The organism is Flavisolibacter ginsengisoli DSM 18119, from assembly GCF_900129295.1.
Taxonomy (GTDB): domain Bacteria; phylum Bacteroidota; class Bacteroidia; order Chitinophagales; family Chitinophagaceae; genus Flavisolibacter; species Flavisolibacter ginsengisoli.
This window is the reverse complement of record NZ_FQUU01000009.1, coordinates 55,265-68,014: the sequence shown is the minus strand read 5'-3', so window position 1 is coordinate 68,014 and position 12,750 is coordinate 55,265. Positions and strand designations below refer to the sequence as shown.

15 protein-coding genes are annotated in these 12,750 nt (G+C 41.7%); 9 read left to right on the top strand and 6 right to left on the bottom strand.

Going from position 1 to position 12,750, the window contains the following annotated elements; all coding sequences use genetic code 11:
* Positions 1–9: 9 nt before the first annotated feature.
* Positions 10–390, top strand: a complete 381-nt coding sequence (locus tag BUA53_RS11545; RefSeq protein ID WP_072835532.1) for an START-like domain-containing protein — start codon at positions 10–12, stop codon at positions 388–390.
* Here BUA53_RS11545 and BUA53_RS11540 read toward each other — a convergent pair.
* Positions 379–969, bottom strand: coding sequence for a hypothetical protein (locus BUA53_RS11540; RefSeq protein WP_072835531.1), 591 nt, complete (start codon positions 967–969; stop codon positions 379–381). The two genes, BUA53_RS11545 and BUA53_RS11540, sit on opposite strands and share 12 nt — an antisense overlap.
* Between BUA53_RS11540 and BUA53_RS11535 the strand changes: the two genes are divergently transcribed.
* From BUA53_RS11535 to BUA53_RS11515, 5 genes are read left to right on the top strand one after another with little or no spacing between them, the layout of a single operon-like run.
* Complete coding sequence (locus BUA53_RS11535) at positions 957–2,420, top strand: LptF/LptG family permease (RefSeq protein ID WP_245793097.1); 1,464 nt, start codon at positions 957–959, stop codon at positions 2,418–2,420. The genes BUA53_RS11540 and BUA53_RS11535 overlap by 13 nt on opposite strands.
* 35 nt (positions 2,421–2,455) lie before the next feature.
* Positions 2,456–3,196, top strand: a complete 741-nt coding sequence (locus BUA53_RS11530) for a superoxide dismutase (RefSeq protein WP_072835530.1) — start codon at positions 2,456–2,458, stop codon at positions 3,194–3,196.
* Positions 3,197–3,223: 27 nt separating this feature from the next.
* Positions 3,224–4,243 carry a cation diffusion facilitator family transporter gene (locus BUA53_RS11525; RefSeq protein WP_072835529.1) on the top strand — a complete coding sequence of 340 codons (1,020 nt, stop codon included), beginning with the start codon at positions 3,224–3,226 and terminating at the stop codon, positions 4,241–4,243.
* Complete coding sequence (locus tag BUA53_RS11520) at positions 4,240–4,629, top strand: OsmC family protein (RefSeq protein ID WP_072835528.1); 390 nt, start codon at positions 4,240–4,242, stop codon at positions 4,627–4,629. Before BUA53_RS11525 ends, BUA53_RS11520 begins: the two co-directional genes overlap by 4 nt.
* Positions 4,630–4,679: 50 nt before the next feature.
* Entirely contained in the window at positions 4,680–5,327 is a 648-nt protein-coding gene (locus tag BUA53_RS11515; RefSeq protein ID WP_072835527.1) for a peroxiredoxin, read from the top strand.
* Positions 5,328–5,385: 58 nt separating this feature from the next.
* Here the strand turns inward: BUA53_RS11515 and BUA53_RS11510 are convergent, their stop codons facing one another.
* The 4 genes from BUA53_RS11510 to rlmN all read right to left on the bottom strand — a co-directional run bounded on the left by BUA53_RS11510 (position 5,386) and on the right by rlmN (position 9,063).
* A complete protein-coding gene (locus tag BUA53_RS11510; protein WP_262494398.1) occupies positions 5,386–6,159 on the bottom strand; it encodes an RluA family pseudouridine synthase in 774 nt (257 codons plus the stop codon).
* Positions 6,160–6,184: 25 nt separating this feature from the next.
* Positions 6,185–7,108, bottom strand: a complete 924-nt coding sequence (locus tag BUA53_RS11505) for a pseudouridine synthase (protein ID WP_072835525.1) — start codon at positions 7,106–7,108, stop codon at positions 6,185–6,187.
* A 73-nt stretch (positions 7,109–7,181) separates the two neighbouring features.
* On the bottom strand, positions 7,182–7,856 hold the full coding sequence (locus BUA53_RS11500) for a Spy/CpxP family protein refolding chaperone (protein WP_072835524.1): 675 nt from the start codon (positions 7,854–7,856) through the stop codon (positions 7,182–7,184).
* Between the two features lie 142 nt (positions 7,857–7,998).
* The gene (gene rlmN / locus BUA53_RS11495) at positions 7,999–9,063 is read right to left on the bottom strand and encodes a dual-specificity RNA methyltransferase RlmN (RefSeq protein WP_072835523.1); all 1,065 of its coding nucleotides are present in this window, start codon (positions 9,061–9,063) and stop codon (positions 7,999–8,001) included.
* Positions 9,064–9,156: 93 nt separating this feature from the next.
* Here rlmN and BUA53_RS11490 point away from each other — a divergent pair, with 93 nt between their 5' ends.
* The 3 genes from BUA53_RS11490 (at position 9,157) to BUA53_RS11480 (ending at position 11,356) form a co-directional block, all read left to right on the top strand.
* A complete protein-coding gene (locus BUA53_RS11490; RefSeq protein ID WP_072835522.1) occupies positions 9,157–9,528 on the top strand; it encodes a hypothetical protein in 372 nt (123 codons plus the stop codon).
* 96 nt (positions 9,529–9,624) lie between these two features.
* Entirely contained in the window at positions 9,625–10,821 is a 1,197-nt protein-coding gene (locus tag BUA53_RS11485) for an acetyl-CoA C-acyltransferase (RefSeq protein ID WP_072835521.1), read from the top strand.
* Between the two features lie 49 nt (positions 10,822–10,870).
* Positions 10,871–11,356, top strand: a complete 486-nt coding sequence (locus tag BUA53_RS11480; RefSeq protein ID WP_072835520.1) for a hypothetical protein — start codon at positions 10,871–10,873, stop codon at positions 11,354–11,356.
* Here BUA53_RS11480 and hisS read toward each other — a convergent pair.
* A complete protein-coding gene (hisS, locus tag BUA53_RS11475; RefSeq protein WP_072835519.1) occupies positions 11,336–12,739 on the bottom strand; it encodes a histidine--tRNA ligase in 1,404 nt (467 codons plus the stop codon). The two genes, BUA53_RS11480 and hisS, sit on opposite strands and share 21 nt — an antisense overlap.
* Positions 12,740–12,750 lie beyond the last annotated feature (11 nt).

Below are 12,750 nucleotides of genomic sequence, written 5' to 3'. Positions count from 1 at the left end.
ATAAGCAAGATGAGCAAAAAACAACTTTACACCTTAGAATATCCTGTGAGATGTTCACCAACTATCCTTTATGACTTTCTGGCCACCTCCTCCGGATTACAGGAGTGGTTTGCTGATAAAGTGGATGATGAAGATGGGACTTTTAGCTTTTCCTGGAATGGTTCAGAAGATACGGCTGAAGTATTAGACCAGGAAGAAGAAAAATTTATACGCTTTCATTGGTCGCATGCACCTAAGGACGAATATTTTGAATTCGCTATAGAAAAATCTGAGGTAACCAACCAGACGATTTTGGTCATTAAAGATTTCGCTGAGAAAAAAGAGATCAAGGATCAAAGCATGTTATGGGATCACCAGGTGAAGGACCTCTTTCACCGTTTAGGTAATTAATCCAGCCAAGAGGTTCCAGCTATTGATCATGAAGCCTGCTGCATGTTGCCATTCCAATAATGGCAATTTTGCAGCAATTTTTATATGTTCCTGTTCCATAAGTATTGCCTGGAAGGCACCCGCAGACAAGGTTCGGATCGGTACATAATTGTTATCCTCAAAGTGATGTTGCCAGGGGTCAGTGTTGATGCCTATATAATATTCCTTTTCTGCCAGTATACCATATGACGCTTCAATAGCCTGGATATATTTTGTTTTGATATTGCCTGAAAGTTGCAATGTGCTGCTGAAAAAATGACCCCACCAGAACATGGCCCTTATAAAACACAGGTCCGGAGATCTTGAGTAACGCGGGTAATCCAAAACCACATAAGGAAGGCCCTCATAATATTCACCACGTGAGATCTTGGGTGATATGCTGAACAATCTCCCCCTGTCCGTTTGTTCTGCGATAGATTCCTCTACTGATCCAAGTAATGCAATGGTCTTGCTGATGATACTATTTTTTGTTAAGATGATACCTGCATTACAAGCCAGTTCTAACTCACTCTCTGAAAGCTGTATTTTTGAACCTTGCATCTATAAAATTATTTAAACCAGTTGCCATAGTGATCAAAAAACTTGACAAACTTATTATTAAGGCATTCATTGGCCCTTTTGTCGCTACCTTCTTTATTACGGTACTGGTGTTGGTCATGCAATTCTTCTGGCTTTATATAGATGATTTTGTTGGTAAAGGGCTGAGCACTGGCATTATCCTCGAATTCATCTGGTACCAAAGTGCAGTGCTGGTGCCGTTAGCGCTTCCCCTGGCCGTATTGCTCTCTTCCCTGATGACATTTGGAAACCTTGGGGAAAGCTATGAGCTTATAGCCATCAAGTCTGCGGGCATATCACTGCTTCGGTTTATGAGACCATTGTTTGTTGTAACGCTTTTTATTTGCGGCATAGCCTTCTTGTTTTCCAACTATATCATACCGGTAGCCAACCTGAAATCACGTACTCTTTTGGCTGATATTGTATATGCAAAACCTTCTTTTGATCTGAAGGAAGGAGTATTTTATGATAAGCTAAGTGGCTTTGCCATCAAAATTGGACAAAAGGAAAAGAATGACAGTATCATTAAGAATATTATCATTTACGAACAATCCAATGGAATCCAGGATAACTTCATTATTGCCTCAGATGGGGTCATGCGTATATCGGAAAACAAGCGGTATATGGAGTTTATCCTTAAAAATGGCTGGCGTTATGAAGAAAGGGGGTCAGGCACATCTGCAACTTCTGACTTTATACGCCTGGGATTTAAAGAATATAAAAGACAATTTGACCTTGGCTCATTCGGACTACAGCAACGAACGGCCGACAGTGTAAATAAGAATAATGCCCGTATGCTTAGTATGCGCCAATTGGGCGTGGCTATTGATTCTATCGAAAAGGTGAACAAACTAATGGCGGGCAGGGTAAAGACAGATGTTTTTGGCTTTCTTCCTTTCAGTAGGTTTCTTGACAGCAACTGGAAAGGCAAAGCAACACCTGTTAAGGCCCGCAGTTTTGAACAACTAATTCCAGATAGCATCAAGGCGCTGGTTCATCAAAAGGCAGGCAATCGTATCAATTCTTTGAAAGGAAGCAATGAAATCATTTTAGCACAATATGAAGATCTGCAGCGCAACCTGCGTCAGCACCAGATAGAATGGCACCGGAAAATATCTCTTTCTGTTGCCTGCCTGGTGCTTTTCCTCATCGGTGCGCCCCTGGGTTCCATCATCAGGAAAGGTGGCTTAGGTAGCCCACTTGTTTTCGCTATTATCTTCTTCATGCTATTTTATTTTAGTAGCACTACGGGAGAAAAATTTGCAAAGGAAGGCAGTATGGATCCAAGGATCGGCATGTGGATGTCAACTTTTTTCCTTGTTCCTATTGGAATCTTCCTTACGTATAAAGCTATGCGTGATTCGCAATTATTCAGTAAGGAATTTTACAACAGGATCAGCAGGAAAATAAAAGCGCTTCGTGAAAAAAACTGACCTCTTCTAATTTTAGTAATTTCACAAAAAAAATTATGGCACCCTTATCCACAAGACGAGATTTCATCAGTACAACCGGAAAAGCAGGATTAGGAATTTGTGTGGGTTCAACCATTTTATCCGCCTGCTCCGTTTTATCCAAAAATTCTTCCCGCAAGGACAATATAGGATTCAACCAGGAGCCATTGCCTTATGGTTACAATGCCTTGACCGAAGCCATTGATGCACAAACAATGGAGATTCATTATACGAAGCATGCGGCAGGATATGCCAAAAACCTCCAGGATGCGGCACAGACAGAAGGAGTGAATATGAATAAGCCATTGGAAGATGTGCTGGCTAACATAAAAAAATATTCCACCAAGATGCGCAACAATGCAGGTGGTCATTACAACCATGAATTATTCTGGAAATCCATGTCACCAAAGGGTGGTGGAAACCCAGAAGGAAAATTGGGGGCTGCTATTGCAGACAGTTTTGGCTCCTTTGAGACTTTTAGAACCCAGTTTTCAGATGCGGGTAAGAACCGATTCGGAAGTGGATGGGCCTGGCTTTTTCTTGACCATGATAAAAAACTTCGCATAGGATCTACGCCTAACCAGGATAATCCCATAATGGATATAGCTGAAATAAAAGGATATCCATTATTAGGTCTTGATGTTTGGGAGCATGCCTATTACCTGCGTTATCAGAATAAAAGAGCTGATTATATCAATAATTGGTGGAAAGTGGTAAACTGGAATTACATACAGGACAGGTATCAAAGTGCTATTTAATCTTTAGAAACTTTTTAAGCTTCCATTTTGCCTGAAACACAGAAGACTGGTAACAGCAACCTCAGGTTGCAACGCCTTATAGCTATTGCTTCCTCAATATTACTGGTTGCCAAGTTTGTTGCTTACTACCTTACCAATTCTGTTTCGGTGCTTACAGATGCATTGGAAAGTATTGTGAATGTAGTGGCTGGATTTATTGGTTTATACAGTTTATATGTCTCTGCCAAACCACGTGATATAGACCATCCTTATGGCCATGGTAAAGCAGAATTTATTTCAGCCGCAGTAGAGGGAACATTGGTATTGTCTGCCGGAATTCTGATCATCTACAGTGCTGCCAAAAACTTTATTGCACCTGTACCTATTCAAAAGCTTGATGTTGGTATCTATTTAATTGGAGGTACAGCTATCATCAACTGGATATTAGGATACTTATCGCTGAGCCAGGGAAAGAGAAATAATTCTTTGGCCCTGATCGCCAGTGGGAAACATCTTCAATCAGACACTTATTCAACCGCAGGCATCATTGCAGGTTTAATACTTATTTCAGTAACTCATTTCCTTTGGATTGACGGTGTGGTAGCTATTGGCTTTGGTATCTTTATAGTTTATACAGGGTATAAGATCATTAGGGCTTCACTTGCCGGCATCATGGATGAAGCAGATATGAAATTGCTGGATAAAATGGTAGAACTGCTTGAAAAGAACCGTCGTGACAATTGGGTAGACCTGCATAACCTCAGGGTCATTAAATATGGTAATGTGCTGCACCTTGACTGTCACCTTACCGTTCCCTGGTATTTTAATATTCACCAGGCGCACTTTGAAATAGATGAATTGGGAAAACTCATCCGTGGTAATTTTGGAGAATCGCTTGAACTTTTTGTTCACAATGATGGTTGTCTATATTTTCAGTGTCATATCTGTAAAAAGAATGATTGTCCTGTAAGGCAGCATAGCTTTAAACAAACTGTTGAATGGACCCTGGATAATTCCCTGCAGAATGAAAAACATACTTTAAAAGACCTTGAGGAAGCTTCAAAATGAAAACAATAACTACCTGGAAAACAGCCCATGCTTTTGATAGTGTTCAGAATAGTTCCACCATTCAAATAGATGGCTCAACAGGCTTTAGCCCGAAAGCTTTATTATTAACCGGGCTGGCAGGATGTACCGGCATTGATGTAGTAGATATCCTCGAGAAAATGCGGGTACCATTCGCAAGCCTTGAAATAGATGCTGAAGCCGAGCAAACTGATGAGCATCCAAGAGTTTTTAAAACCATTCATCTTACGTATAAGTTAAAAACGGAAGAAGAATACAGGGAAAAGATAAAGAAGGCCATAGATTTGTCACTGGAAAAATATTGTGGGGTTGCTGCTATGCTAAATAAGAATTCCCGTATCGATTATGAAATCCTGATTACGGAGTAATTTATTTTATTAACCAGCCTGCACATGGCAGGCCCAAACATTTATTTTTTATGAGTTTACATCTTGGAGACAAAGTCCCCAACTTCAAAGCATCAACTACAGAAGGAGACATTGATTTTTATGAATACCTCGGTGACAGCTGGGGCGTTTTATTTTCTCACCCTGCCGACTATACACCTGTGTGCACAACCGAGCTGGGAAGAACTGCTTTATTGAAAGAAGAATTTGCAAAGCGTAACGTGAAGGTGCTTGCCGTTAGTGTTGATCCGTTGGATAAACATAAAGGCTGGGTCAAGGATATCAATGAAACTCAAAATTGCCAGGTGGATTTCCCTATCATTGCAGATGAGAACAGGGAAGTAGCCACATTATATGATATGATCCACCCCAATGCATCAGCAACAGCTACAGTGCGTTCATTGTATGTAATTGGACCAGATAAAACGCTTAAATTAACGATCACTTACCCTGCTTCCACGGGAAGAAATTTCAACGAGGTATTACGCGTAATTGATTCACTGCAGTTAACTGCCAATCACAGCGTAGCTACCCCTGCCAACTGGGAGCGTGGTGAAGACGTTATTGTAGTTCCTTCAATTTCCACAGAAGATGCTATTAAGAGATTTCCTAAAGGTGTGAGAGAGGTAAAACCTTACCTTAGATATACACCTGTACCTGAAGGTGATGCTAAAAAATGATCTCAAAATACTAAAGAGTCTTCCCCAAATGGAAGACTCTTTTTTTATGTGTAAACTTTTATCTTCTTCGCTCAGACCATTTGGTCAACTGTTGCAGGATAGCTCTCAGGTCTTTTGGAAGTGGTGCTTCAAGCACATATGGCTTCCCCAGCAAGCCCGTAAAGCTTAATTGTGCCGAATGCAAAGCCAATCGATTTAACAATGGCCGTTCTTCATCCATAGATTGGGATAGTTTGTAATTAGATTTAAGCTGGGAAATAAAAACTGGTTTGCCGTCACCATACAGGTCATCACAAACTATAGGATGTCCAAGATGTTTCATATGCACCCTGATCTGGTGGGTTCTGCCTGTTAATATCCTGAACTGCATCCAGGAAAAGATCCTGAATGGCTGTAGCACTTCATACTCTGTAATGCTTTCTTTGCCTTTTTTATAAACAGTCATTACCCCCTTTTTGGAGGGATGTTCTGAAATGGGTTCATTGATAACCCCCGAAACTTCGGCTGGCACACCCATCACCAGTCCATTATAGACCTTATTGGTTTCTCTTGATTCAAACTGCTGGGATAGTTGTTTGTGGGCAGCTTCATGTTTCGCAAAAACTACCACGCCACTGGTGCCTTTATCTAAACGGTGAACAGTATAGATATCACCGTATTTGTTTTTCAGCAATTGTTTTAAAGAGATATCTTTTCCTTCCCTGTCTGGTATGGTCAATAGGCCCGAGGGCTTGTTAATAGCTACCAGGTCAGCATCTTCCATTATAATATGCTCATCGATCTTGAAGGTCATGTATTCGTGATTGTTTGCTGTAAAAAGCGAATGAAAAATTAAAAGCCAGGATTGGGGGAAGCTCTTACTTTCCTTTCTTGAAATATTTCAGGTCCCTGACTTCTTTTTCTGATAAAAAGCGCCATTTGCCACGCTCAACGTTCTTTTTAGTAAGTCCTGCAAAGATCACCCTATCGAGATTTTTTACATCGTAGCCATAATGTTCAAATATCCGGCGAACAATGCGGTTGCGGCCACTATGTATTTCAATTCCCACCTGTGTCTTGTCAGCATTGTCTGTGAAGGCTAATACGTCTACATTGGCTATCCCGTCTTCAAGTGGCACCCCTTTCAGTATAGCATCAAAATGAGCCTTCGTTAAGGGTTTGTCCAACGTTACTGCATACAGTTTCTTTACTTCGTTACTGGGATGGGTAAGCTTTTGTGTTAACTCTCCATCATTGGTCAGTAAAAGCACACCAGATGTATTCCTGTCCAGGCGGCCTACCGGGTATACTTTTTCTTTTGTAGCATTCTTTATCAGGTCCAGTACGGTCTTACGTCCTTTTTCATCTTCCGTGGTGGTAATGTAATCTTTGGGTTTGTTGATCAGGATATATACCAGGTCTTTGACAGGGAAAAGCTTTTTACCATTGAAGTTGACTGTATCATTGGGTGAGATTTTAAAGCCTGGCTCCGTAACAATGGTGCCATTTACTTTAACCTTTCCGTTTTTGATAATATCAACTGCATCCCGGCGCGAGCAAACACCGCTATGGGCAATGAATTTGTTCAGGGGCATTTTTTCTTCCACAGGCCTGGTAATTAAGGGCTTTTTGCCAACTTTTTCACCGGCTACCACCTCGCTTCTGCCTTCAGCTCTTTTCTTTTCGAAATATTCCTTCCTTTCCTTTGTCAGCTTCTTTTTCTCCTGCCTGAATTGCTCTTTTTTAGCTGCCCCGGACTTCTCTTTGGACATGAACTTTTCAAACCCTGATTTTTTCTTCATGGTACAAAAATAGAAAAGACCGTGCAGCACACGGTCTTTTGTTTCCAATAGGCTGAGATTCTTATCTCAATAATTACTTTGTGTTCTTATTTGCATGCTCCTTTCTAAAGGATTTCATTTTATCAATTTGGTCAGGAGTAAGCACGGTTTTCATTTTATCCATCTGTGCTTTTCTCAATTCCTGCATCTTAGCTTTCTTTTGATCTTTGGTCAGGCTGTTATCATTGTGCAGTGACTGGAACTGGCTGGAATATTCAGCCCTGATCTTGCTCATTTGCTCCTGTTGTGTAGCCGTAAGGCCAAGCTCTTTGCTCATGCCATCACCTTTTTTAAATCTGCCTCTATCGCCCATTTGGGTGCTATCTCCATTGTGGCGAAACTTGCCCTCTTTCTTGTAGTTGCCGTTTTTCCAGGAAGCTTTTCTTTCTTCCTTCAGTTTGGCTAACTTCTGCTTCTGGTCGGCAGTAAGAATCGACTCCATTTGTGCTTTATACTTTTCATGGATGGCTTTCCTTTGCTCTTTGTTTGCCTGGTCCCCGCTCTTTAAAGCCTGCATTTCTTTTTTCTGCTCTTGATGAAGTGTTTTCAATTTAGCTTTTTGCTCTGCTGTAAGGTTTAATTGCCTGAATGCTTCTCCTTTGTGTTCTTTCTTATCGTGTTTCTTACCTTCCTGGGTGGAAGTAGTTTGCGCCTGGGCAGCACCTATTGTTAATGCTAAAACAAGTGCTGAAGTGATAAATTTTTTCATATTTCCTGGTTCTTTTTTTTGTTGTTGTATTAAAGACCAGCGTATGAAAGCGTAGTTTAAACTAGGTAGGTTAATTAAGGTTAGAAGCTTCTTAAAGAAGTAAAATTATGTATATGAAGTAAAGCCATTGTCAGGCAGGATACTAGTTTTTATTGGCCAGTTGACCGCAGGCAGCATCAATATCCTTTCCCCGGCTGCGACGCAAACGTGCGTTCACTTTATGCCTGCCCAGGTATTCCATAAATGCTTCCACTTTTGATTCTTCCGGCTTCTCAAACTTAGCCGCATCTATAGGGTTGTATTCTATCAGGTTGATAAGATCTGCAGGCACACGACGGTAGAGCTTTATCAGCTCGTCTGCATCTTTCAGTGAATCATTAAAATCCTTAAAAAGAATGTATTCAAAGGTGATCTCGTTCTTGGTTTGTGCATAAAAATGATTCAGCGCCTCCACTAATGACTGGATATTGTTGGAGTCATTGATGGGCATAATATCATGGCGTTTTTTATCATTAGCAGCGTGAAGGGACAAGGCTAACTTAAATTTCACCTTATCATCCCCCAGTTGCCTGATTTGCTTGGCCACCCCGGCAGTAGACACAGTAATGCGTTTTGGACTCATGCCGAGTCCATCAGGAGAGGTAATGCGTTCTATTGCTTTTAATACATTCTTATAGTTCAGCAAAGGTTCCCCCATGCCCATGAACACGATATTACTTAGCTTCTTATCGTATACCTTTTCACATTGCTGGTTAAGGATTACTACCTCATCGTAGATCTCGTCAAAATCAAGGTTGCGCTTTCTTTCTATGTATCCCGTTGCGCAGAATTTACAGCTTAATGAGCAGCCGATCTGTGATGAAACGCAGGCAGTATAACGATTATCCGTAGGTATTAACACGCCTTCGCAAAGATGGCCTTCATGCGTTTTGAAGCGTGACTTCACCGTTCCATCGGCACTGTACTGTGAAGCATCAACCATAAGGGCGGGAAGAGAAAAATTCTCACCTAGTTTCTGGCGCAGTTCCTTACTTAGGTTGGTCATGTCGGCAAACGAATGTGCATGCTTTTGCCATAGCCATTCCCATACCTGGTGCGCCCTGAATTTCTTTTCTCTCATGGCAATGAAATATTGCTCCAGGTCAGGCAGACTGAGCTGGCGGATATTATTACTACCATTTATCTTGAGGGTTGCTGTTTCAGCCATCGCGCAAAGATAGATTTATTGTCCCGATGGCTTTGTTAAAAGCCCTGTTTTGAACCCATGCTTTTAAGTATATTCACTTAATATTTTATTGCCATGAAAATAACTTCACTGCTGCTGCTTTTATGTATTTCCTGTGTTTCCCTGTTTGCACAGGACTCAACGCTAAATGAATACAAAGGCTTGTATAAATTCAGGGAAGGCAGTCCAACACCTTCAGTTGATATCACTATTGAAAATGGTGCCTTATATGCTAATTCCAGTATTGGATCCGCTTCCATGAAATGGGTAAGCAAGGATACTTTCAGTATCCCTGACCATAATGGTATGGCCTATTTCTACCGCAGTGATAAGGGATTGGTAAACAGTATTAAGGTGGAGGTGGCAGACCTTGTTCTTGAAGGAGATAAGCAGGATCCTGCGCTGGCCATCAACAGGCGAAAAAGAGTGTACTATCTCTCCAAATAATTTCAATTTTCCGCTTATAGTATATTGCGCTGGCTTTAGGCCCGGGCATTAACCTTTTATTACTTCCCGGTCATAGATTTATTGAAACAGATGAATATGAGAGATGTATTTGTAATTGACGCAGTAAGAACACCTATTGGAAAATATGGGGGTGCACTGAGTGCTGTACGCCCGGACGATCTGTTAGCATATATTATAAAGGAATTACTGGCGCGGAATAATACCATAGATCATTCTGCTATAGAGGATGTTATAGCGGGCGATGCCAACCAGGCGGGAGAGGACAACAGGAATGTAGCCCGAATGGCAGCCTTGCTGGCCGGGTTACCAGTTACCGTTGCCGGCACTACCGTAAACCGGTTGTGTGCCTCTGGTTTACAGGCTGTTATGGATGGTGCCAGGCAGATTGCTTGTGAAGATGCTGAGATCATCATAGCCTGTGGCGTGGAAAGCATGAGCCGGGCGCCTTTTGTGATGCCTAAATCCCAATCGCCATTTGACAGAAAGGCTGAGATATATGATACAACACTGGGCTGGCGGTTTGTTAATGAACAAATGAAGGATGCCTATTATCCTTACAGCATGGGTGAAACCGGCGAAAACGTTGCTAAAAAATGGGGCATATCACGCCAAAAGCAGGATGAGTTTGCCTTAAGTTCCCAGCAGAAATATTTTGCTGCCCTGGAAAAAGGAACATGGCGCGATGAAATTGTACCTGTTGAAGTAAAAGGCGAAAAGGGTGCCATTCACTTTGTAGAGAAAGATGAGCACCCGCGGCAAACATCCATGGAGAAGCTAAGCTCCTTAAAGCCAGCTTTTGTAAAGGATGGTACTGTCACAGCAGGTAATGCCGCTGGTATTAATGATGGGGCAGCGGCCCTATTGCTGGCAAGCCCTGAAGCTGTAAAAAAATATGAACTGAAGCCTATGGCCAGGATCATATCAATGGCTACTGCCGGGGTAGATCCAGCCATAATGGGTATTGGCCCTGTGCCTGCCACACAAAAAGCCTTACGTAGGGCAAGCTTATCCATTGCTAACATGGATCTTATCGAATTGAATGAGGCTTTTGCCTCCCAGGCTTTGGCCTGCATTCACGACCTGGGAATTGATCCTGGTAAGGTTAATGTTAACGGGGGTTCAATTGCTTTGGGACATCCTTTAGGCTGCAGTGGCGTTCGTATTTCCACCACTTTGCTTCATGAAATGAAAAGAAGAAGATCAAGGTATGGATTGGCTACTATGTGTGTAGGGGTTGGACAAGGCGCAGCTATTATATATGAATTGTGCTGATGCCTGCGTAGCTGCCTGCCTTAGTACAATTATTGAAATAGAATAGCAAATGAAGATCTACCTGGCGCTCCTTATTCTTTGCACTATTCTTAATTCATGTTTTTTATTCTCCAAATACAAACGCAGTTCATTTACTTATAATGAAAACGGAAGCACATATTCTGTCCCGGTGATCATTCCAAAAGGATTTTCGAAAGAAAGAACAGAAGTGGACAGCTCGGGAAACACCATACTTACCTACAGCTATGGCCCTGAATTATTTTATATGGCTAATATGGCTGATACATCAACCTATGTATTTCCTATTGATGAATTGATCAATATTCCGAGGCTTTATGAACCAACCGGGGCACTTGTGTATAAGGGAATGGATTCAACACATTTATACTGGCGTGAAGTGCGGCAGAATAAATTGCGCACAGGCTACAGGAATGTTTCCCCCGAAAAGGAAGTAAGGTTTGATTCAGCTACTAATTACTTCATGGTACATCCTATAGCACCTGCCGTGCAGAAATCAGTTAAAAGACAAGGATGAAATATCGGCAAATGGTATAGAGCGTTGCTCGCCTGAGCGAAGGTCTTTGATTATGAATGCTTTTTCCTCCAGTTCTTTCGAACCAATGATAATGATAAAAGGTATCTGCTTTTTTTCAGCATATTTGAATTGCTTGTCAAATTTGGTTGGCTCATGAAACAGTTCTGCGGCGATACCCGATCTCCTCAGGCTTGATAAAAGTTCATATGCTTTTTTGCTTTCCTCAAGCCCCGTATTAAAGAACAATACCCTTGTACCCTGTTCCACCTTTGAGGGAAACAATTGCAGTTCTTCCATTACATCATATATCCTGTCTACGCCAAATGAAATTCCTACCCCGGGTATATTAGGCACACCAAATAATCCTGTCAGGTCATCATAGCGCCCACCACCGCCAATAGAGCCAATCTTTACTGTACCGGGCGCCTTCGCTTCAAAGATAATTCCTGTATAATAGTTAAGGCCCCTGGCAAGTGTGAAGTCAATGATAAGTGATGTTGTTGTACCAGCCTTTGAATTTTCATCCTTAGATCTTTGATCATTGATTATGTTGAGGATGAACTCAAGTTCATTGACCCCTTTCTTTCCATCTTCTGTATCCAACAGCAGTTCTTTGATTGCTGCCAATTTGGATTCATTGCTACCATTGATGTCCAGGTATTTTTCAATAACTAAAACCTGTTCTCCAGTCAGGCCTCTTTCTGATAGTTCTTCCTTTACTTTCTCCAGGCCAATCTTATCCAGTTTATCAATGGCAATGGTAATATCTGTTAGTTTATCAGCTCCACCACATACTTCAGCCAAAGCCGATAATATCTTCCGGGAGTTGATGCGCAGTTCGCATCCCTGGATACCAAGCTTTGAAAATACATCCGTATAAAGATTTACAAATTCCACCTCGTTCAGCAAGGAGTTGCTGCCTACCACATCTGCATCGCACTGGTAGAATTCGCGGTACCTGCCTTTTTGTGGCCTGTCTGCACGCCAAACGGGTTGCACCTGGTAGCGCTTGAATGGAAAAGTAAGTTGGCCATGATTCATAGCCACATACCTGGCAAAGGGAATGGTAAGGTCATATTTTAATGCCCTTTCGGTGATGCCTTTATTGTTCTTTCCCTGTAATATTTTTTCAAAATCCTCCCGAACCTGCTGTTCCTTAGCTGGATTGTCCAATCCATTATTTAATATCTTGAATATTAGTTTATCACCCTCTTCGCCATATTTACCCATAAGGGTTTCCAGGTTTTCCATGGCGGGCGTTTCTATGGGAAGAAAGCCATATAGTTCAAAAACAGAACGAATCGTATTGAAAATAAATGCCCGCTTTCTCACTACATCTGGTCCAAAATCACGGGTGCCCTGGGGAATGGAAGGTTTACTCATCTGGTGTCAAA

Coding starts and splice junctions, on each gene's coding strand:
- BUA53_RS11540 (WP_072835531.1), bottom strand. CDS start 969: ATGCAAGGTTCAAAAATACAGCTTTCAGAGAGTGAGTTAGAACTGGCT.
- BUA53_RS11485 (WP_072835521.1), top strand. CDS start 9,625: ATGAGAGATGTATTTGTAATTGACGCAGTAAGAACACCTATTGGAAAA.
- BUA53_RS11520 (WP_072835528.1), top strand. CDS start 4,240: ATGAAAACAATAACTACCTGGAAAACAGCCCATGCTTTTGATAGTGTT.
- rlmN (WP_072835523.1), bottom strand. CDS start 9,063: ATGGCTGAAACAGCAACCCTCAAGATAAATGGTAGTAATAATATCCGC.
- BUA53_RS11515 (WP_072835527.1), top strand. CDS start 4,680: ATGAGTTTACATCTTGGAGACAAAGTCCCCAACTTCAAAGCATCAACT.
- BUA53_RS11530 (WP_072835530.1), top strand. CDS start 2,456: ATGGCACCCTTATCCACAAGACGAGATTTCATCAGTACAACCGGAAAA.
- BUA53_RS11490 (WP_072835522.1), top strand. CDS start 9,157: ATGAAAATAACTTCACTGCTGCTGCTTTTATGTATTTCCTGTGTTTCC.
- BUA53_RS11500 (WP_072835524.1), bottom strand. CDS start 7,856: ATGAAAAAATTTATCACTTCAGCACTTGTTTTAGCATTAACAATAGGT.
- hisS (WP_072835519.1), bottom strand. CDS start 12,739: ATGAGTAAACCTTCCATTCCCCAGGGCACCCGTGATTTTGGACCAGAT.
- BUA53_RS11545 (WP_072835532.1), top strand. CDS start 10: ATGAGCAAAAAACAACTTTACACCTTAGAATATCCTGTGAGATGTTCA.
- BUA53_RS11480 (WP_072835520.1), top strand. CDS start 10,871: ATGAAGATCTACCTGGCGCTCCTTATTCTTTGCACTATTCTTAATTCA.
- BUA53_RS11505 (WP_072835525.1), bottom strand. CDS start 7,108: ATGAAGAAAAAATCAGGGTTTGAAAAGTTCATGTCCAAAGAGAAGTCC.